The sequence below is a fragment of the Sphingobium chlorophenolicum genome, assembly GCF_000722875.1.
Lineage (GTDB): Bacteria > Pseudomonadota > Alphaproteobacteria > Sphingomonadales > Sphingomonadaceae > Sphingobium > Sphingobium chlorophenolicum.
Map to the genome: position 1 here is coordinate 32,796 of NZ_JFHR01000009.1, position 18,987 is coordinate 51,782.

Here is an 18,987-nt window from a genome sequence, read left to right on the forward strand (position 1 = left end):
TGCCTTTCTTGCAATTCGTCATCCTGACGAAAGTCGGGATCTCAGGCGGCTAGGTTCGACCTAGAGGCCCGAGATCCCAGCCTTCGCTGGGATGACGGGGAATAGGATAAGTTGGATTAAGCAGCCTTGACGGTGGCGTAGGCCCAGTCGAGCCATGGACCGAGCGCTTCGATATCGGCGGTCTCGACCGTCGCGCCGCACCAGATGCGCAGGCCTGCCGGGGCGTCGCGATAGCCCGCGACGTCATAGGCGGCGCCTTCCTTCTCCAGTAGGGCGGCGAAGCTCTTGATGAAGGCTTCGTCCGCGCCCTCGACCGTCAGGCAGACGCTGGTGGTGGAGCGGGTCGCCGGATCGGCGGCGAGATGGCCCAGCCAGTCCCGTTCCTCGACGATCTTGTTCAGTGCCGCCGCATTGGCGTTGCTGCGGGCGATCAGGCCAGCGGAACCGCCGATCGACTTGCCCCATTCCAGCGCGAAGATCGCGTCTTCCACCGCCAGCATGGAGGGGGTGTTGATCGTCTCGCCCTTGAACACGCCTTCGGCCAGCTTGCCCTTCGACACGAGGCGGAAGACCTTGGGCAGCGGCCATGCGGGGGTGTAGCTTTCCAGACGCTCGACGGCGCGGGGGCCGAGGATCAGCACGCCATGGCCGCCCTCCCCGCCCAGCACCTTCTGCCAGGAGAAGGTGGCGACGTCGATCTTGCTCCAGTCGATGTCGTAGGCGAACACCGCGCTGGTGGCATCGGCGAAGGTCAGGCCTTCGCGGTCGGCGGGGATCCAGTCGGCGTTCGGCACGCGCACGCCGGAGGTGGTGCCGTTCCAGGTGAACAGCACGTCATGGGCGAAGTTCACACCGTTCAGGTCGGGCAACTGACCATAGTCGGCGCGGATGACCGTGGGATCGAGCTTCAACTGCTTGGCGGCGTCCGTCACCCAGCCTTCGCCGAAGCTTTCCCAGGCCAGCGTCGTCACCGGGCGGGCGCCCAGCATGGTCCACATCGCCATTTCGAAGGCGCCAGTGTCGGAACCCGGCACGATGCCGATGCGGTGGGTTTCGGGCAGGTTCAGCAGTTCGCGCATCAGGTCGATGCAATAAGCGAGGCGAGTCTTGCCGATCTTGGCGCGGTGCGAGCGGCCGAGGGATTCGGCGCTCAGCTTGTCGGCGCTCCAGCCCGGAGGCTTGGCGCAGGGACCGGAAGAGAAATAGGGGCGTGCCGGCTTGGTTGCGGGCTTCGCAGGCGCAATGGTGGCGTCTGCGGCGATCGTATCAGTCATGTAATGCTTCTCCTTACAGAGAGCACGCGCGGCGTTGGGACCGCGTGGCCCGCTGGCCGCCCTAAAGATCGCGGAAGAAGAGTCAAGCTGAATGTCTGGATGCGATAAAACGAGTCGGCCGTTAACCCTTGGGCCAGCCGGACGTGATAAATCATGCCGTCATGATCGAGCGGGTTTGGGGGAAGGCGATCCTTCGCGGCACGGGGCTTGCGGCCCTGACGGCGGCCGTGCTGACGCTGGCGGGTTGCGGCGGCGAACTGGTGCCGCGTGGGCGCGTGGAGCGGCCCTCCAAGCCGGTCCGGACGGCGCGACCCACCGCGCCGCCGCCGATGGAATTGCGCCAGTGCATGGCGAAGCTGACGTCCCAATCGGTTCTCTTCACCCCCCTGCCCGACCAAAATTTCGGCGGCGGGTGCAGCGCGACGGGCAGCGTCAAGCTGATCGACATCGGCGTGCCCGCGACCAATCTGGGCGCGATGACGTGCGGGCTGGCCGCCAATTTCGCGGCCTGGGCGCGCTATGGCGTGCAACCGGCGGCCCGGCTGATCCTGGGGGCGGAGATCGAGCGGATCGAGACGTTCGGCACCTATAATTGCCGGCCCATCGCGGGCAGCGGCAAGCTGTCCGAACATGCGCACAGCAATGCGGTCGACGTGTCCGCCTTCGTCCTGAGCGACGGGCGGCGCATTTCCATCGAAAGGGACTGGAACGGCGACAAGCGGACGCGCCAGTTTCTGGAAATCGTCCGCGCCAGCGCCTGCAAGCGGTTCCGCACCGTGCTCAGCCCCGATTACAACGCCGCGCATCACGATCATTTTCATTTCGATATGGGGGGGAAAGGGGGATTTTGCCGCTAGACGCCTTGGCTTTGTCACGCGGGCGTCCTACCTTTCCGGAAATGACTAAAAAAGAAATCGAAGAACGCAAATTCCGCCCCGCCAGCCAGGAAGCAGCCGACGCCCGGCTGAGGGTGGAAACCCCCCAGACCAACAGCGCCGCCTACCGCCTGGCATTCCAGGACACCGAATTCCTGCTGCGGGAGGATTTGCGGCCGGTGCGGTTTCAGTTGGAACTGCTGAAACCCCAATTGCTGATGGACGAGGCGAAGATCGAATCGACCTTCGTCTTCTACGGTTCGGCGCGTATTCCGGAGCCGGAGCAGGCGCAGGCCCGGATCGACGCCGCGACCACGCCGGAGCAGAAGCGCATCGCCGAAAATCTGGCAAAGAAGGCGCGCTATTATGACGAGGCGCGCAAGCTGGCGCGGATCGCGGCGCAATATCCGGTGAACGCGGCGGGATGCCGCCATTTCGTCGTCTGTTCGGGCGGCGGTCCCTCCATCATGGAGGCGGCCAATCGCGGCGCGGCGGATGCGGGCGCACAGACCATCGGCATGAACATCGTCCTGCCGCATGAACAGTCGCCCAACCGCTTCGTCACGCCGGAATTGAGCTTCCAGTTCCACTATTTTGCGCTGCGCAAGATGCATTTCCTGTTGCGGGCGCGGGCGCTGGCGGTTTTTCCGGGCGGTTTCGGCACGTTCGACGAGATGTTCGAACTGCTGACGCTGATCCAGACCGGCAAGATGAAGCCGATCCCGGTGCTGCTGTTCGGCCGGGAATTCTGGACGCGGGTGGTGGATTTCGAGGCGCTGGCCGATGAAGGCGTGATCTCTCCGTCGGACCTCAACCTGCTGACCTGGGTGGAAACGGCCGAGGATGCGTGGGAGGCGGTGCAGACCTTCTATCAGGATTCGGAAGCGCCGGGCTGCGGGTAATTCATCCTCGCCCCTTTAGCGCCAAGCTTGCCCCCTCTTTCGCCTGACTGATCGATTTGGGTGGACGGCGGACCTATCCTATTCCTCCCCATCGATAGATGGGGAGGGGGACCGGCCGAAGGCTGGTGGAGGGGAAGATACGTAGGTCACGCCATTTCCCCTCCACCACCGCTTTCAGCGGCGGTCCCCCTCCCCACGCTTCGCGTAGGGAGGAATTGATGTCAGCTATTGGCCAATTGCCGACATTTTCGAATTTGTCCACGCGGCCTGGTTCCGCCGTCTGATAAATGCACGACCGTCTGGACCGTGCTCCTGCCTTTGCAGGAGCACGGCTTGGGATGGGGCTATTGTCCTTGCCCTCCCCGTCACAGCGGACTAGGGCGCGGCCATGCGTCGCGACCTTGCTCATGTCGACACCTGGATCTTCGATCTGGACAATACGCTCTACCCGGCGAAGGCGGACCTGTTCGCGCTGATCGACGTCAAGATGGGCGAGTTCATCCAGGGCCTGCTCGGCTGCGATCCGGAGATCGCGAAACAGACGCAGAAGCGCTATTTCCTGGAACATGGCACGACCCTGTCCGGCCTGATGCACCATCATGGCATCGAGCCGCGCGAATTTCTGGACTATGTCCACGACATCTCCATGGACCGGCTGGAGGTGGACGAGGCGCTGAATGCCCATATCGCCGCGCTGCCGGGACGGCGGTTGATCTTCACCAATGGCGACGCGGCCTATGCGGGGCGGGTGCTGGACAGGTTGGGCCTCACCGGCGCGTTCGAGCTGATCCACGACATCCATGCCTGCCAATATATTCCGAAGCCCGATCCGTCGGGCTATGCGGAACTGTGCCGGGTGCACGCCGTCGATCCGGTTCGCGCCGCCTTTTTCGAGGATATGGCGCGCAACCTCAAGCCCGCCAAGGCGATCGGCATGACCACCGTCTGGGTCAATAACGGCTCCGAAGCGGGCGATCGCGACCATCATCCCGACTTCATCGATTTCGAAACCGACCATCTGACGCCGTTCCTGGCGGATATTTTTGGGGAAAAGCCATGAGCAACGAACTGATCGCGACCATCGACGCCGCCTGGGAGGACCGGGCCAATGTGAACCTGTCAACGCAGGGAGCCGTGCGTCAGGCGGTGGACAAGGCGCTGGCGATGCTGGACAGCGGCGAACTGCGCGTGGCCGAACCGACGGCTGACGGCTGGCAGGTCAATCAGTGGGCGAAGAAGGCGGTGCTGCTGTCCTTCCGCCTGAACGACAATGTCATGATCGACAATGGGCCGGGCGCTGGCCACTGGTGGGACAAGGTGCCGAGCAAGTTCGCCGGTTGGGACGAGGCCGCCTTCCGCGCCGCCGGTTTCCGCGCCGTGCCGGGGTCGTTCGCCCGCGCCGGTTCGCACATCGCAAAGAATGTCATTTTGATGCCCAGCTTCGTCAATATCGGCGCTTTCGTGGATGAGGGCACGATGGTCGACACCTGGGTGACGGTGGGAAGCTGCGCGCAGATCGGCAAGAATGTCCATCTGTCGGGCGGCGTGGGCATCGGCGGCGTGCTGGAGCCGTTGCAGGCCGATCCGGTGATCATCGAGGATGACTGCTTCATCGGCGCCCGGTCTGAAGTGGTGGAAGGGGTGCGCGTCGGCAAGGGATCGGTGCTGTCGATGGGCGTGTTCATCGGCCAGTCGACCAAGATCGTCGACCGCGCCACGGGCGAAGTGTTCATGGGCGAAGTGCCGCCCTATTCGGTGGTGGTGCCCGGATCGCTGCCGGGCAAGCCGCTGCCCGACGGCACGCCGGGGCCGAGCCTCTATTGCGCGGTGATCGTGAAGCGCGTCGACGCGCAGACGCGGTCGAAGACCGGGATCAATGAATTGTTGCGGGATTAATTGCTCCCCTCCCGCAGGCGGGAGGGGCTGGGGGTGGGTCGCGAGCGGAGCGAGCATTGCGCTGACCGAGAGGTTTCAAGCGACCGCTGCGCGGCCGCCCCCACCCCAACCCCTCCCCTGAAGGGGAGGGGCTTATAAGTGGCATTTGGCGCAAGCTCGCCCTACATAATCCCCATGCCGCCATCCACGCCCGACAATTCGCCGCTGCCGCCCGTCTGGGCGACGATGCGGCGGTTTCTTCCCTATCTCTGGCCGGCCGACGCCCCTGCGCTGCGGCGGCGGGTCGCCGTCGCCATGGCGCTGGTGCTGGTGGCGAAGGTCGTCAGCCTCGCCATGCCCTTCGCCTATAAGGGCGCGATTGACCGCATGGCGCCGGGCATGGAATCCGGCGCGGGCCTCGCCATCGCGCTGGTCGTCGCCTATGCGGGGGCGCGCTTCGGCGGCGTGCTGTTCGACAATCTGCGCAACGCCATATTCGAGCGGGTCGGGCAGGAAGCCGGGCGGCGGCTGGCCGACGACGTGTTCATCCACCTGCACCGGTTGTCGCTGCGCTTCCATCTCGACCGGCGCACCGGGGCCGTCACCAAGATCGTGGAGCGCGGCACGAAGAGCATCGACACCATGCTCTATTTCCTGCTGTTCAACATCGCGCCGACGGTGCTGGAACTGGCGGCGGTCTGCGTCATCTTCTTCGTGAAATTCGGCCCCGGACTGGTAGCGGCGACGCTGGTCATGGTGGGCCTCTATATCTGGTTCACCCGGATGATCACCGAGTGGCGCAACCAGTTGCGGCGCGACATGGTGGACATGGACACCAACGCGGTCGCCCATGCCGTCGACAGCCTGCTGAATTTCGAGACGGTCAAATATTTCGGCGCGGAGGAGCGCGAAGCCGCCCGCTACGCCAAGGCGATGCGCCGCTATGCCAATGCGGCGGTGAAGTCGGAAAATTCGCTGGCATGGCTGAATATCGGGCAGTCGCTGATCACCAACCTGATGATGGCGGGGGCGATGGGCTATACCGTCTGGGGATGGAGCCGGGGGCAGTTTTCGACCGGCGACGTGGTGCTGGTGAACACGCTGCTGAGCCAGCTTTTCCGGCCGTTGGACTTGCTGGGGATGGTCTATCGCACGATCCGGCAGGGGCTGATCGATATGGAGGCGATGTACAGGCTGATCGATACGGAGGCGGAGATTGCCGACGCGCCGGACGCGCCGATGCTGCATGTGGAGGCGGGCGAGGTGCGCTTCGACCATGTACATTTCGGGTACGATCCGGAGCGGGAGATATTGCACGGGGTGAGCTTCACCGTTCCGGCGGGAAGGACGCTGGCAATTGTCGGGCCTTCGGGCGCGGGCAAGTCGACCATCGCGCGGCTGCTGTTCCGCTTCTACGACATTCAGGGCGGGCGGATCAGCATCGACGGGCAGGATATTGCCGCGGTGACGCAGCAATCCCTGCGCTCCACCATCGGCATCGTGCCGCAGGACATGGTGCTGTTCAACGATACGGTCGGCTATAATATCGGCTATGGGCGCGAAGGCGCGACGCAGGAAGAGATTGAAGCGGCGGCCAGGGCGGCGTCCATCCACGAATTCATCATGGGCCTGCCGCAGGGCTATGACACGCGGGTGGGCGAGCGGGGGCTGAAGCTGTCCGGCGGCGAGAAGCAGCGGGTGGCAATTGCCCGGACTTTGCTGAAAGACCCGCCGGTGCTGGTGCTGGACGAAGCGACCAGCGCGCTCGACAGCCGGACGGAGACGGAAATCCAGGACGTGCTGCGCACCATATCGCGCAGGCGCACGACGCTGGTGGTCGCGCATCGGCTGTCGACCGTGGTCGATGCGGACGAGATCATCGTTATGGAAAAAGGGCGCATCGTCGAACGCGGGCGGCATGGCGATCTGGTGCGGGCGGATGGGCTATACGCCGCCATGTGGGCGCGGCAGGCGACCGAGCGGGACGATATGCCGGTCGAGCCGGGGATCGAGGATATGTTCGAGGTGGTGGACGTGCCGGGCGACAGGGGGTGACTTCTCCTATTCCTCCCCATCGGGAGATGGGGAGGGTCGAAGAGAGGCACGTGACTCTCTTCGACGGCCGAAGCGTGGTGGAGGGGAAATGGCGCGACCTACGCATTTCCCCTCCACCACTCGCTTCGCGAGCGGTCCCCCTCCCCACGCTGCGCGTAGGGAGGATTTAGACGTCCGTTGATTTTGGACGCTTTTGCGTCTATTCTCCCCTCGCGGACCGGGCCCCTCTGGCGCGCTTTTCCCAGCGCGTGATGTCGGACCGCATCGGACTATCCGATGCGACTGGCGGCTTGGCTCATCCCGTCCCTACCATCGCAGCGGATTCTCCGATCGACCTTTGTCGTTGATCAAGAGGAGCATATCCCATGGAATTTCTGTTCGTGGACTGGCTGGGGACGCCCGCCTGGTTCTGGCTCGCCTTTTTCGCCATCGTCGTGGCGCTGACCGCATTCGACCTCGGTTTCCTGCACAAGGAGAATAAGGAAATCGGCATCAGGGAGAGTCTGAAGCTCTCCATTTTCTATATCGCCATCGCCTGCGCTTTCGGCGCCTGGGTCTGGTTCGTGCGCGGGCCGGAGCCGGGGATGCAATATTTCACCGGCTTCTTCATCGAAAAGGCGCTGTCGATCGACAATGTCTTCGTCATCAGCCTGATCTTCACTTATTTCGCGATTCCGGCGAAATATCAGTATCGGGCGCTGCTGTGGGGCATTATCGGCGTGATCGTGCTGCGCGGATTGATGATCGCGGGCGGGGCGATGCTGCTGCATCAGGCCTATTGGGTGATGTACCTGTTCGCCGCCTTCCTGATCTTCACCGGCGTCAAGATGATGTTCGCGGATGACGAGCCGATGGATGTCGGCAAAAATCCGCTGATCCGCTTCATTTCCACGCATATGCGGGTGACGCCGGAGCAGCATGGCGAACATTTCCTGGCGCGCATGACCGACCCGAAGACGGGCAAGGCGGTCATGGCGGCGACGCCCCTGCTGCTGGCGCTGGTGGTGATCAACTTCGCGGACCTGGTGTTCGCGGTGGACAGCGTGCCCGCCATCTTCGCGATCACGACCGACATGTTCATCGTCTATACGTCGAACGTGATGGCGATATTGGGCCTGCGCGCGCTTTATTTCGCGCTGGCGGCGATGGTGCATCGCTTCCACTATCTGAAATATGCGCTGGCCGCGATCCTGGTGTTCATCGGCACGAAGATCTTCGTGGCGGACTTCCTGCTGGACGGGGGGAAGTTCCCGCCCGCGCTCAGCCTGGGCGTGACCTTCGCGCTGATCGGTGCTGGCGTGGGCTGGTCGCTGTGGAAGACGAAGGCGGAAGAGCGCACGGCATGAAGAGAGGGCAGGGCGTCGGACGCCCTGCCCTCCCCTGAAATCAGCGGTTCGACACGGTGGTGGTCGTCTTTTCCACCACCGAGGTCCGCGCCGGGCTGGTGGTCGTGCGCACCACCTTGCGCTTGGCCGGAGCGGCCTTGCGCACGGTCGTCGCCGGGACCGTCTTCACCGTTTCGGTGGTCACGGTGGTCGTGGCCGGGGCGGGCGCGGCGGCGGCGGCGCGGGCAGCCTGCGCATCGGCGGCGGCGGAAGCCGCGGCGCGTTCCGCGGCATCAGCCCGCGCATGGGCCGCAGCGGCCTCCTGCTGCGCCGAAGCGGCGGTGGACGCCTGAATCTGGGCATCGGTTTCGGCCCGGTCCTGGCTCTGTCCGATGGCCGTGTCGGCAAATTGCTGCGCCTCTATCGCTGCCCTGATGGCGGCCTGTTCCTTGCCGCTCTTGAGCTGTTCCTGGGCAAGCCGCAGCGATGCCTGCGCCCGGGCGAGAACTTCCGGATCGGCTTGGCCTGCCTTCAGCTTTCCGGCGGCGTCGATCTTGCCCTGCGCCTGGGCGATGGCGGCCAGCGCCCGTTCCTCGTCCCCCGCCAGTGCGGGGCCGCTGACGAGAAACAGAGCCGATGCAGCAGCAAAGAAACGCATAGATGTGCCAATCTTACGCATAAATTCTCCTGTCATCATTATGAGTGGAGCGGAGAACGTGCGTTGATATGGCTAAGTTCCGGATGAACCGTTGTTCATGAAAAGGGCGGCGACATCTGGCGGAACGCGCAGGATTCTTCCCGTTTTCAGGTTGATGATCGCCCAGGTGGATTTGGCCGACACCTTGACCTTTCCATCGGGTCCGGTGAATTCCATATGCCGGTCGAAGCGGGCGCCGCGAGGTCCTTCCGGAATCCAGGTGCGTGCGGAGACGGTTTCGCCCAGCGTCACATTGCCGCGATAGTCGATCTCATGCCGGGTCACGACCCAGGCATAGGCGTCCAGATGTTCCGGCGCGGCGTCGCGGGCCCAATGTTCGGTCGCGACCTGCTCCATCCACTGGACCCAGACGGCGTTGTTCACATGGCCGAGTATGTCGATATGTTCGGGTCCAGCGGTGAATTGGGTAGCGTAGGTGGAGGACATTATTCTTCGCTTTCCTTTGCGCTCGCTTCGCTCGCACCCACCCCCCGGCCCCTCCCTGAAAGGGAGGGGAGTTATTGCGCGATGTTCAGTTGCCAGAGGATGAAGGCGAATTCCTCCGCCGTTTCCTGGAGGCTTTCGAAGCGGCCCGACTTACCACCATGGCCCGCGCCCATATTGGTCTTGAGCAGCAGGATATTGTCGTCCGTCTTCGTGGCGCGCAGCTTCGCCACCCATTTGGCCGGTTCCCAATAGGTGACGCGGGGGTCGTTGAGGCCCGCCGTCACCATCAGCGGCGGATAATCCTGCGCGCTCACATTGCTGTAGGGGTCGTAGGACAGGATCGTCTCGAACGCCGTCTTGTCCTCGATGGGATTGCCCCATTCGGGCCATTCGCCGGGCGTCAGCGGCAGCGTTTCGTCCAGCATGGTGTTGAGCACGTCCACGAAGGGCACATGCGCCACCACCGCGCCCCACAGGTCGGGATCGCTGTTGATGACCGCGCCCATCAGTTCGCCGCCCGCCGATCCGCCGGAGATGCTGATGCGGCCCTTGGAGGTATAGCCGCGTTCGACCAGCCCCTTGGCCACATCCACGAAATCGGTGAACGTGTTGGTGCGCTTTTCGAGTTTTCCGTCCAGATACCATTGCTGGCCCAGATCGTCGCCGCCCCGGATATGGGCGAGCGCGAAGGCGAAACCCCGGTCCAGAAGGGACAGGCGGCTGGTCGAGAAGCCCGGCTCCATCGCGATGCCGTAAGCGCCATAGCCGTAGAGGTGGAGCGGCGCGCTTCCGTCGCGGGGCAGGTCTTTGGGATAGACGATGGACACCGGGATCGGCGTGCCATCGCGGGCGGGGATCGTCAGCCTTTCCGTGGCGTAGCGGTTCGCGTCGTAGCCGGAGGGAATTTCCTGCACCTTCAGCACTTCGAGCGCGCCGCTATCCAGATGATAGTCGTAGATGGTGTCGGGCGTGACCATCGATTCATAGCCGATGCGCAGCTTCGTCACGTCATATTCGGGATTGTCGTCCAGCGAGGCCGAATAGCTGGCTTCCGGAAAAGGAATGCGCTTGGGCGCGTGGGTGGCGTAATCGCGCAGTTCGATCTGGTCGAGGCCGTCCTGCCGCCCCTCCGTGACGTAGAAGCCTTTGAACAGCGTGAAATCAGTCAGGTAGAAATGCGCGTCCGGGGCGATCACTTCCTGCCAATTGCCGGGATTTTCCAACGACGCCTTCACCAGCCGGAAATTGGGATGGGTGTCGTTGGTGCGGATGTAGAGCGTGCCCTCATGCTCATCGACGTCATATTCGCGGCCGGGCTTGCGCGGGGCGACGAGCAGCGGCGGGGCTGTGGGATTGTCGGCGGGGAGCAGCCAGACTTCGCTGGTCACATGATCGCCGGTCGCGATCACGATCCATTTTTCCGACGAGGTGAGGCCGACCGAGACGCGGAAGCCCTCATCATCCTCATGGAAGAGTTCGGTGTCGCTTTCCACCGGCTGGCCCAGCCAGTGGAGGCGGGCATTGTCGGTGCGCCATTGGTCGTTGGCGATGCCGTAGAGCAGGCCCCTGCTGTCGCTGGTCCATACCAGCGACGACAATGTGTCGGGGATGATTTCGGGCAATATCTCTCCGGTGAAGAGATCCCTGATCCGCGCCTCGAACCGTTCGGAGCCGTTATTGTCGATGGCATAGGCGAGGTAGCGGCCGTCCGGGCTGACCGACAGCGCGCCCAGGCGGAAATAATCATGCCCCTCCGCCAGCGCGGGTTCGTCCAGGATCAACTGATCCTCGCCGCCCGTAACGGGTTTGCGATACCATTTGCGATATTGCGCGCCGACCTCGAACGCGCGCCAGTAGATATAATCGCCGTCCTTCTGCGGGACGGAGCTGTCATCCTCCTTGATGCGGCCCTTCATCTCCGCGAAGAGCGTATCGGTCAGCGCCTTGCGCGGCTGCATCGCCGCTTCGAAAAACGCATTTTCCTGCTCCAGATAGGACAGCACCTCCTTGTCCTTCACCTCCGGATAACCGGGATCGCGCAGCCAGGCATAGGGGTCCTCCACCCTGATCCCATGATGTGAGAAGCTGTGCGGACGGCGGGCGGCGATAGGTGCGGTCATTCAATGTCCTGATCTGGCGAAACTGTGCTGGTCTGCTTATGTTGGCGGCCATAGGCCCTGTGCAAGAGGGCCGACAAGTCCAAGGGAAATTTGATGTCCACTTATGAAGATCGCCTGAAAGCGCTGCGCGCCCAACTGGTGCGCGTGGCGCTGGACGGCTTTGTCGTGCCGCTGACCGACGAGCATATGAGCGAATATGTCGGCGCCTATGCGCAGCGGCTGGCCTGGCTGACCGGCTTTCAGGGATCGGCGGGCAGCGCGGTGGTGTTGCCGGAGGAAGCGGCGATCTTCGTGGACGGCCGCTACACGCTCCAGGTGCGGGAGCAGGTGGACGGGGTGCACTGGCAATATGAGAGCGTGCCGCAAACCTCCGTCGCGGCCTGGCTGGGCGAGCATGTCCCGGCGGGCGGGCGGATCGGCTACGATCCGTGGCTGCATACGCGCGCCTGGGTGAAGGCGGCGAGCGAGGCGCTGGCCGAGCGGGGCGCGGAACTGGTGGCGGTGGACACCAACCCGGTGGACGCCGTGTGGCCGGATCGCCCCGCGCCCAGCGACGCCAAGCTGGTGGTGCATGATGACCGTTATGCCGGGCAGCCGGCTGCGGAGAAGCGAGCGGCGATGGCCGATTGGCTGGTAGCGAAGCATGCCGATGCGGCGGTGCTGTCGGCGCTGGATTCGCTGGCCTGGACCTTCAACATCCGGGGCAAGGATGTGGAGCGCACGCCGGTGGCGCTGGCCTATGCCATCGTCCATGCCGACGCGACGGCGGACCTTTATGTCGCGCCGGAAAAGATGGACGAAGCGGTGGCGCAGCATCTGGGCAATGCCGTCCGGGTGCATGACCGGGCGGATTTCGCCGGGGCGCTGGCGGGGTTCGCAGGCAAGACGGTAGTGGCCGATCCGGAGCGGGCGGTGGCCGCGATCTTCGAAGCGCTGGAGGCGGGCGGGGCTAATGTGCTGGCGCTACGCGACCCGGCGGTGCTGCCCAAGGCGGTGAAGAATTCGGTGGAGATTGCCGGGCACAAGGCGGCGCAGGCCCGCGACGGCGCGGCGCTCAGCCAGTTCCTGCACTGGATATCGGTCGCGGCGCCCAAGGGCGGCGTGGACGAACTGGGCGCGGCGGCGAAGCTGGAGACGTTCCGCAAGGAGACCGGGCTGCTGGAGGACCTGTCCTTCGACACGATTTCCGGCGCGGGGCCGAACGGCGCGGTGGTGCATTACCGGGTCGAGGAAAAGACGAACCGTCCAATCGAGACGGGCAGCTTCTATCTGGTCGATTCGGGCGGGCAATATCGCGACGGCACCACCGACGTGACGCGCACCATCGCCATCGGTACGCCGAGCGCGGAGATGAAGCGGCGTTTCACGCTGGTGTTGAAGGGGCATATCGCGCTGGGCCGCGCCCTGTTTCCGAAGGGGACGCGGGGGGGGCAGCTTGACGTGCTGGCGCGGCAGTATCTGTGGGCTGAGGGGCTGGATTATGCCCATGGCACTGGACATGGCGTCGGCAGTTTCCTGTCGGTGCATGAGGGGCCGCAGCGGATCGCGACCTTTGGCGGCGGGGATGAACCGTTGCAGGAAGGGATGATCCTCTCCAACGAGCCGGGTTATTACAAGACCGGGGAATATGGCATCCGCATCGAAAATCTGGTGCTGGTCGAGCGGCGTGAAGTGCCCGGCGCGGAGCGGGAGATGCTGGGCTTCGAAACGCTGACCTTCGCGCCGATTGATCGCCATGCCATCGCGGTGGAATTGCTGACGGGAGAGGAGCGGGCTTGGCTCGATGCCTATCATGCCAGGGTGGTGGAGGTCGTGGGGCCGCAGTTGGAGGGCGAGGCGCTGGAGTGGTTGAAGGCGGCCTGCGCGCCTTTGTGAGGTAAAGGCGGACCTCTATCCTATTCCTCCCCATCGGAGATGGGGAGGGGGACCGGCCGAAGGCTGGTGGAGGGGAAAGGGGCACGACCTCCGAATTTCCCCTCCACCACCGCCTTCGGCGGCGGTCCCCCTCCCCACGCTGCGCGTAGGGAGGATTTTTCGTCGCCTCGCGCTGGCATAAAAACGGCCCCCGCGGCGAAGCGGGAGCCGTTTCTTTTTTCCAAACGCCCGAAGGCGGGATTAGGCGGCGAGCGCCTTCACCTTGTCGGTCACCACGGTCACGCGGGCGGTCAGCGGCGAGGCGACGTCGCCGGCCAGCTTGATCAGCGCTTCGCTGCTCTTGGCCGCTTCCTTGGTGAATTCGTCGAAGCTGCTGGAGAACAACTGGCTCTGAAGCTGAAAGAATTCGGTCGGGGTCTTCACGGTCGAGAAGCTCTTGAACGAGGCGGTCGCCTTTTCGAAGCTCTTCTTGCTGTAATCCACCGCTTCCTGACCCAAGGTTTCGAAGCCCTTGGCCGCGATCTTGCCGGATTCGACCAGCGCTTCGACGTTGCCCTTGGCGATGTCGCTGAATTCCTCGATCGCCTTGGTCGACTTCTCGACGCTCACCTTGGCCTTCTCGTTCAGGTCGGCATAGACCGTTTCCAGCTTGGCCTTGGTTTCTTCAGCGAATTTCTTTCCGGTCTCGATCACGTCGTTCATCATCTTCGTTCCTTCTGTGGCGGGCAGCAATATGGGCTCTTGCGGCCCGGCCTTGGACGATAGGCTCTTCGATTCCTTCGGTTCCGGCGGCGCACCCTTTGCCGCCGGTTCGATCCTGGGCGTTTCCGCCTTTGGCGCCGTGGGGACGGGGGCCGGTTCCGGCGCCGCGTCGACGGCGGTCGTTGCCGCGATCACCGCCACCGGATCGGCCGGGGCCGCCTTGACAGGCGCGGCGGGCTTTGGCGGCGCGGGCTTTTTCACGGCCGGTTTCGCTTTCGCGATCGGCTTTTCCGGCGTCTTTATCGCGGCCTCGGCGGCTTTCAGCGCCTCGGCAGCGGACAAAGTCGAAGAAGGCTTCTTCGCGACAGGCTTCTTGCGCACGGGCTTTGGGGTAACGGCCACGGACCATCCTCCATTTGTTGCAGTGCACAATATAGCGTCCGCAAGCGGGTTGCAAGCGTTTTTGTGCAGTGCAACAAAACTGCCTATGCGCTTTGCCGCAGGGCAGAGGCGGATTATCGCAAATTTCGGGCAAGCCGGTGATTCAGCGCGTTTTTACGTAACGGCCGGGGGCGTCCTCAATCGTCTTGAGTCGGCCCTTGCCAGGCTGGCGCGCACCCTTTGCAGGCACGGTCGCGGGATTGCGGGCGCGAATCCATTCGATCCAGTCGGGCCACCAACTGCCCTTCGTCTCCTTCGCTTGCGCGAGAAAAGCGTCCAGCGTCGGCTGCGATTCGTCGCAGGCCCAATATTGATATTTGCCGGCGGCGGGCGGATTGACCACGCCGGCGATATGCCCCGATCCGGCGAGCAGGAAGCGGGTCGGCCCCGAAAAATGCTCGGTCAGTTTCCACACGCTTTCCAGCGGGGCGATATGATCCTCCCGTCCCGCCTGCACATAGGCGGGCGTCTCTATCCGGCGCAGGTCGATGGGCGTGCCCGCGACGCTGATCGCGCCCGGCTGCACCAGCAGATTGTCGCGATAAAGCTGGGTCAAATAATCCCTGTGCCAGCGCGCAGGCAGGTTGGTGGTGTCGCCGTTCCAATAGAGCAGGTCGAAGGGCGGATAATCCTGCCCCAGCAGATAATTATTGACCACATAGTTCCAGATCAGGTCGCGCCCGCGCAGCATGTTGAAGGTCGCGGCCATGTAGCGCCCGTCCAGAAAGCCGCCGGAGGAAAGCTGCTCCACCATCTTCATCTGTTCATCGTCGACGAACAGGGTCAGGTCGCCCGCCTTGCTGAAATCCACCTGGGCGGTGAAGAAGGTGGCGCTGGCGACCTTTTCCGCCTCTCCCCGCGCCGCCAGCAGCGCCAGCGTGGCGGCCAATGTCGTCCCCGCGACGCAATAGCCGATGGTGTGGACGCCCGGCACGCCCAGCAGGTCGCGCACCGTGTCGATCGCGTCGATCTGGCCGTCCAATATATAATCGTCCCAGATCAGATCCTTCATCGACGCGTCGGCCGACTTCCACGACACCAGGAAGACGCTGAGCCCCTGGTCCACCGCCCATTTGACGAAGCTTTTTTCCGGCGACAGGTCGAGAATATAGAAGCGGTTGATCCAGGGCGGGAAGATGATCAGCGGCGTTTCCAGCACCTTCTCCGTCGACGGAGCATAGTGGATCAACTGGTAGAGCGGCGTTTCCTTGATCACCTTGCCGGGGGTGGAGGCGATGTTGCGGCCAAGCTCGAACGCCGTGCCGTCCGTATGGGTGAGCTGGCCCTTTTCCAGATCGGCCAGCATATGTTGCAGCCCCTTGACCAGATTCTCGCCGCCGCTCTGGATCGTCTTCTGCATGACCATGGGGTTGGTCAGCGGGAAATTGCTGGGGGCGATGGCGTCCAGCAGGCCGCTGGTGGCGAAACGCAGCTTGGCCTTTTGCTTCGGATCGACGCCGTCCACCGCGTCGGCCAGCTTCGTCAGATAATCCGAGAGCAACAGGTAACTCTGCCGGATCAGGTCGTAAAAGGGATGCTCGGTCCAGGCCGGGTCGGCGAAGCGCCGGTCCTTGGCGGCGGCGGGGCTGCCGGACGGGGCGGGTTCGGGACGGTCACGCAGCAGGCCGCCGGAATCCAGGAAACGCTGCCACAGGGCGAGGCCTTCATCGGCGAAGCTGGTCTGGATGCGCGACACCGCTTCGGGATCGAAGGGCAATGTCCGGCCGGTCGCGCCCGCCGCCTGTTCCAGCAGCAATTGCTGCGCGCGGCCCAGAATCTGCGTCCATTGCTGCATGTCCGCCAGCGTGGGGAGATGGGGTTCCATGACGTCCTGTGCTTTCATGGCCACCTTCGTCCTCCTGGCATGGTCGGGTTCGCCGCTTTCTCTGGCGTGTCGCGGACTGGCGGGTTATAGCCAGATTGTGACAAGCCGAATGCGCGTCACTTACTATTCCTTACAGCGAGCTTTCAGGAAAGCCCCAATGTCCGAAGAATTCTACCGCATGAAGCGTCTGCCGCCCTATGTCATCGCCGAAGTGAACGCGATGCGGGCCGCCGCGCGAGCCGCGGGGGAGGACATTATCGACCTGGGGATGGGCAATCCCGACCTGCCGCCGCCCGACCATGTCATCGCCAAGCTGTGCGAAGTGGCGCAGAAGCCGAGCGCCCACGGCTATTCCCAGTCGATGGGGATTCCAGGGCTGCGGAAGGCGCAGGCCAACTATTATGGCCGCCGCTTCGGCGTCGATCTGGACCCGGAAACCGAAGTCGTCGTGACCATGGGGTCGAAGGAAGGGCTTGCCAGCCTGGCCACCGCGATCACCGCGCCGGGCGACGTCGTGCTGGCGCCCAATCCCAGCTATCCGATCCATATGTTCGGCTTCATCATCGCGGGGGCGACCATCCGGTCCGTGCCGACGACCCCGGACGAGCATTATTGGCAGTCGCTGGAGCGGGCGATGGCCTTCACCGTGCCGCGCCCCTCCATTCTGGTCGTGGGCTATCCCAGCAATCCGACGGCGGAGACGGTCGACCTCGCCTTCTATGAGCGGCTGGTCGCCTGGGCGAAGGAGAATAATGTGTGGGTCTTGTCCGACCTCGCTTATTCCGAGCTTTATTATGACGGCAATCCGACGCCCTCCATCCTGCAAGTGCCGGGGGCGAAGGATGTGGCGGTGGAATTCACCTCCTTGTCGAAGACCTATTCGATGGCGGGCTGGCGTATCGGCTTCGCGGTCGGCAACCGGAAGTTGATCGCGGCGTTGAAGCGGGTGAAATCCTATCTGGACTATGGCGCGTTCACGCCGATCCAGGCGGCGGCCTGCGCGGCATTGAACGGCCCGCAGGACATCGTGCAGAAGAATCGCGAGCTTTATCACAAGCGCCGCGACGTGATGGTGGAGGCTTTTGGCCGCGCCGGGTGGGACATTCCCGCGCCCAGGGCGTCGATGTTCGCCTGGGCGCCGCTGCCCCCTGCATTGAAGGATATGGGCAGCCTGGAATTTTCCAAGCAGTTGCTTACCCACGCCAAGGTCGCGGTCGCGCCGGGGGTCGGCTATGGCGAGGACGGCGAGGGCTATGTCCGCATCGCCATGGTGGAAAATGAGCAGCGGCTGCGGCAAGCGGCGCGCAACATCAAGCAGTATCTGAAGTCCATGGGCGTCAACACGCCCGCCAAGGGCGCTGCCTGAGGGAATGGGCCTTAGATAAGATAAGGGACGTGCTCCTGCGCAGGCAGGAGCCCAGTTCTGCCGTCCGAGTGTCATTCTGCCGTTGGAACTGGGCTCCTGCCTGCGCAGGAGCACGATTCCGCAGAGACATGAGGGCTTGAAACCCATGCCATCATTTCGGCCCTTGCCATTTTCCTCGCTCTGCGCTGCTTTGGAACCATGATCGTACTTCCCCAGGTTTCCCAGGTCGCGCAGACCATCCAGCTTGCCCTGGCCCCCGTCTTCCTGCTCGCGGGCATCGGCGCCTTCCTGAACGTCTGCGTCGGGCGGCTGGCCCGCATCATCGACCGGGCGCGCAAGGTGGAGGAGAAGATCCTCGCCTCCCGCGGCAAGGAACATGACCGCATGGTCAGCGAGATCCGCATGCTGGACCGGCGGATGAGCGTGGTGAACGGCGCCATCTTCCTGACGGTGGCGTCGGCCTGCGCCATCTGCCTGGTGGTCATCCTGCTGTTCGCCGCGAACCTGCTGGGGTCGCATCTGGGCACCCCCATCGCCATCCTGTTCAGCCTGGCTATGACGTTGCAGGCGGCGGGCTTCGCCACCTTCATCCAGGAAATCCGGCTGGCGTCGCGCACCATCCACATCCGCAACGAAGTCCTCTATCACAAGGTCGAGGAAGAGAGCGCGGAATGACGAAATTCACGGTCAACGACCGGCCCGTCCAATATCGCATGGACCCGGCGACGCCGCTGCTCTGGGCCTTGCGCGACGCATCCAACCTGACAGGGACGAAATATGGCTGCGGGACGGGGGATTGCGGCGCCTGCACGGTCGATATCGATGGGGAGGCGGTGCGATCCTGCCAGGTGACCATCGCCGCCACCGAGGGGAAGTTCGTCACCACCATAGAGGGGCTTTCGCCCGATCGGGGCCATCCGCTGCAACAGGTGTTCGCGGCGGACAATGTCTCGCAATGCGGCTATTGCATCCCCGGCGTCATCATGACGGCCGCCGCGCTGCTGCGGCGGACCAGCGATCCGAGCGATGAGGAGATCGACGCCGCGCTCACCAATATCTGCCGTTGCGGCATCTATCCCCGACTGCGGGGGGCGATCCAGCGCGCCGGGCGGGTGATGCGGGGGGAGGAAGTGGTGGACGCCGTGCCGCCTTCCGGGATCACGCCCGATGAAGCGGCGAAGGCGGTTCCGGCGCTGCGGCGGCCCTAA

General features: G+C 63.9%; 16 protein-coding genes. 10 read left to right on the forward strand and 6 right to left on the reverse strand.

Going from position 1 to position 18,987, the window contains the following annotated elements; all coding sequences use genetic code 11:
- Window positions 1-116: 116 nt before the first annotated feature.
- A complete protein-coding gene (locus BV95_RS05355; RefSeq protein WP_037448395.1) occupies window positions 117-1,274 on the reverse strand; it encodes a phosphoserine transaminase in 1,158 nt (385 codons plus the stop codon).
- A gap of 161 nt (window positions 1,275-1,435) precedes the next feature.
- Here BV95_RS05355 and BV95_RS05360 point away from each other — a divergent pair, with 161 nt between their 5' ends.
- The 6 genes from BV95_RS05360 to BV95_RS05385 all read left to right on the forward strand — a co-directional run bounded on the left by BV95_RS05360 (window position 1,436) and on the right by BV95_RS05385 (window position 8,327).
- Window positions 1,436-2,131 carry an extensin family protein gene (locus tag BV95_RS05360; RefSeq protein ID WP_037448650.1) on the forward strand — a complete coding sequence of 232 codons (696 nt, stop codon included), beginning with the start codon at window positions 1,436-1,438 and terminating at the stop codon, window positions 2,129-2,131.
- Between the two features lie 41 nt (window positions 2,132-2,172).
- Window positions 2,173-3,051, forward strand: a complete 879-nt coding sequence (locus BV95_RS05365; protein ID WP_037448398.1) for an LOG family protein — start codon at window positions 2,173-2,175, stop codon at window positions 3,049-3,051.
- Between the two features lie 388 nt (window positions 3,052-3,439).
- A complete protein-coding gene (locus BV95_RS05370; protein WP_037448401.1) occupies window positions 3,440-4,111 on the forward strand; it encodes a pyrimidine 5'-nucleotidase in 672 nt (223 codons plus the stop codon).
- Entirely contained in the window at window positions 4,108-4,947 is an 840-nt protein-coding gene (dapD, locus tag BV95_RS05375) for a 2,3,4,5-tetrahydropyridine-2,6-dicarboxylate N-succinyltransferase (protein ID WP_037448403.1), read from the forward strand. Before BV95_RS05370 ends, dapD begins: the two co-directional genes overlap by 4 nt.
- A gap of 174 nt (window positions 4,948-5,121) precedes the next feature.
- Window positions 5,122-6,981, forward strand: a complete 1,860-nt coding sequence (locus tag BV95_RS05380) for an ABCB family ABC transporter ATP-binding protein/permease (RefSeq protein WP_037448406.1) — start codon at window positions 5,122-5,124, stop codon at window positions 6,979-6,981.
- A 365-nt stretch (window positions 6,982-7,346) separates the two neighbouring features.
- On the forward strand, window positions 7,347-8,327 hold the full coding sequence (locus BV95_RS05385) for a TerC family protein (RefSeq protein WP_037448409.1): 981 nt from the start codon (window positions 7,347-7,349) through the stop codon (window positions 8,325-8,327).
- Between the two features lie 40 nt (window positions 8,328-8,367).
- Here BV95_RS05385 and BV95_RS05390 read toward each other — a convergent pair whose 3' ends face one another.
- The 3 genes from BV95_RS05390 to BV95_RS05400 form a co-directional block, all read right to left on the reverse strand.
- Window positions 8,368-8,985 (reverse strand): hypothetical protein, encoded by a 618-nt coding sequence (locus BV95_RS05390; protein ID WP_037448412.1) that lies wholly within the window; start codon window positions 8,983-8,985, stop codon window positions 8,368-8,370.
- Window positions 8,986-9,036: 51 nt separating this feature from the next.
- Window positions 9,037-9,450 carry an acyl-CoA thioesterase gene (locus BV95_RS05395; RefSeq protein WP_037448415.1) on the reverse strand — a complete coding sequence of 138 codons (414 nt, stop codon included), beginning with the start codon at window positions 9,448-9,450 and terminating at the stop codon, window positions 9,037-9,039.
- A gap of 71 nt (window positions 9,451-9,521) precedes the next feature.
- Window positions 9,522-11,570: a S9 family peptidase gene (locus tag BV95_RS05400; protein WP_037448418.1), complete on the reverse strand. Its 2,049-nt coding sequence runs from the start codon at window positions 11,568-11,570 to the stop codon at window positions 9,522-9,524.
- Between the two features lie 93 nt (window positions 11,571-11,663).
- On the opposite strand from BV95_RS05400, the gene BV95_RS05405 reads away from it, so the two are divergent.
- Entirely contained in the window at window positions 11,664-13,445 is a 1,782-nt protein-coding gene (locus tag BV95_RS05405) for an aminopeptidase P family protein (RefSeq protein WP_037448422.1), read from the forward strand.
- A 240-nt stretch (window positions 13,446-13,685) separates the two neighbouring features.
- On the opposite strand, the gene BV95_RS05410 is transcribed toward BV95_RS05405, so the two are convergent.
- On the reverse strand, window positions 13,686-14,549 hold the full coding sequence (locus BV95_RS05410; protein ID WP_037448425.1) for a phasin family protein: 864 nt from the start codon (window positions 14,547-14,549) through the stop codon (window positions 13,686-13,688).
- A gap of 142 nt (window positions 14,550-14,691) precedes the next feature.
- Complete coding sequence (locus tag BV95_RS05415; RefSeq protein ID WP_037448428.1) at window positions 14,692-16,431, reverse strand: PHA/PHB synthase family protein; 1,740 nt, start codon at window positions 16,429-16,431, stop codon at window positions 14,692-14,694.
- 139 nt (window positions 16,432-16,570) lie between these two features.
- Here BV95_RS05415 and BV95_RS05420 point away from each other — a divergent pair, with 139 nt between their 5' ends.
- From BV95_RS05420 to BV95_RS05430, 3 genes are all read left to right on the forward strand, one after another.
- Window positions 16,571-17,779: an LL-diaminopimelate aminotransferase gene (locus BV95_RS05420; protein ID WP_037448433.1), complete on the forward strand. Its 1,209-nt coding sequence runs from the start codon at window positions 16,571-16,573 to the stop codon at window positions 17,777-17,779.
- A gap of 198 nt (window positions 17,780-17,977) precedes the next feature.
- Entirely contained in the window at window positions 17,978-18,454 is a 477-nt protein-coding gene (locus BV95_RS05425) for a DUF2721 domain-containing protein (protein ID WP_037448436.1), read from the forward strand.
- The gene (locus BV95_RS05430; protein ID WP_037448439.1) at window positions 18,451-18,987 is read left to right on the forward strand and encodes a (2Fe-2S)-binding protein; all 537 of its coding nucleotides are present in this window, start codon (window positions 18,451-18,453) and stop codon (window positions 18,985-18,987) included. The genes BV95_RS05425 and BV95_RS05430 overlap by 4 nt, the downstream gene beginning before the upstream one ends.

What these genes read in the sequence shown, in the direction of transcription:
- BV95_RS05385 (WP_037448409.1), top strand. Translation starts at nt 7,347, where the DNA reads ATGGAATTTCTGTTCGTGGACTGGCTGGGGACGCCCGCCTGGTTCTGG.
- BV95_RS05395 (WP_037448415.1), bottom strand. Translation starts at nt 9,450, where the DNA reads ATGTCCTCCACCTACGCTACCCAATTCACCGCTGGACCCGAACATATC.
- BV95_RS05365 (WP_037448398.1), top strand. Translation starts at nt 2,173, where the DNA reads ATGACTAAAAAAGAAATCGAAGAACGCAAATTCCGCCCCGCCAGCCAG.
- BV95_RS05370 (WP_037448401.1), top strand. Translation starts at nt 3,440, where the DNA reads ATGCGTCGCGACCTTGCTCATGTCGACACCTGGATCTTCGATCTGGAC.
- BV95_RS05380 (WP_037448406.1), top strand. Translation starts at nt 5,122, where the DNA reads ATGCCGCCATCCACGCCCGACAATTCGCCGCTGCCGCCCGTCTGGGCG.
- BV95_RS05415 (WP_037448428.1), bottom strand. Translation starts at nt 16,431, where the DNA reads ATGAAAGCACAGGACGTCATGGAACCCCATCTCCCCACGCTGGCGGAC.
- BV95_RS05425 (WP_037448436.1), top strand. Translation starts at nt 17,978, where the DNA reads ATGATCGTACTTCCCCAGGTTTCCCAGGTCGCGCAGACCATCCAGCTT.
- BV95_RS05420 (WP_037448433.1), top strand. Translation starts at nt 16,571, where the DNA reads ATGTCCGAAGAATTCTACCGCATGAAGCGTCTGCCGCCCTATGTCATC.
- BV95_RS05360 (WP_037448650.1), top strand. Translation starts at nt 1,436, where the DNA reads ATGATCGAGCGGGTTTGGGGGAAGGCGATCCTTCGCGGCACGGGGCTT.
- dapD (WP_037448403.1), top strand. Translation starts at nt 4,108, where the DNA reads ATGAGCAACGAACTGATCGCGACCATCGACGCCGCCTGGGAGGACCGG.
- BV95_RS05390 (WP_037448412.1), bottom strand. Translation starts at nt 8,985, where the DNA reads ATGCGTAAGATTGGCACATCTATGCGTTTCTTTGCTGCTGCATCGGCT.
- BV95_RS05430 (WP_037448439.1), top strand. Translation starts at nt 18,451, where the DNA reads ATGACGAAATTCACGGTCAACGACCGGCCCGTCCAATATCGCATGGAC.
- BV95_RS05355 (WP_037448395.1), bottom strand. Translation starts at nt 1,274, where the DNA reads ATGACTGATACGATCGCCGCAGACGCCACCATTGCGCCTGCGAAGCCC.
- BV95_RS05400 (WP_037448418.1), bottom strand. Translation starts at nt 11,570, where the DNA reads ATGACCGCACCTATCGCCGCCCGCCGTCCGCACAGCTTCTCACATCAT.
- BV95_RS05405 (WP_037448422.1), top strand. Translation starts at nt 11,664, where the DNA reads ATGTCCACTTATGAAGATCGCCTGAAAGCGCTGCGCGCCCAACTGGTG.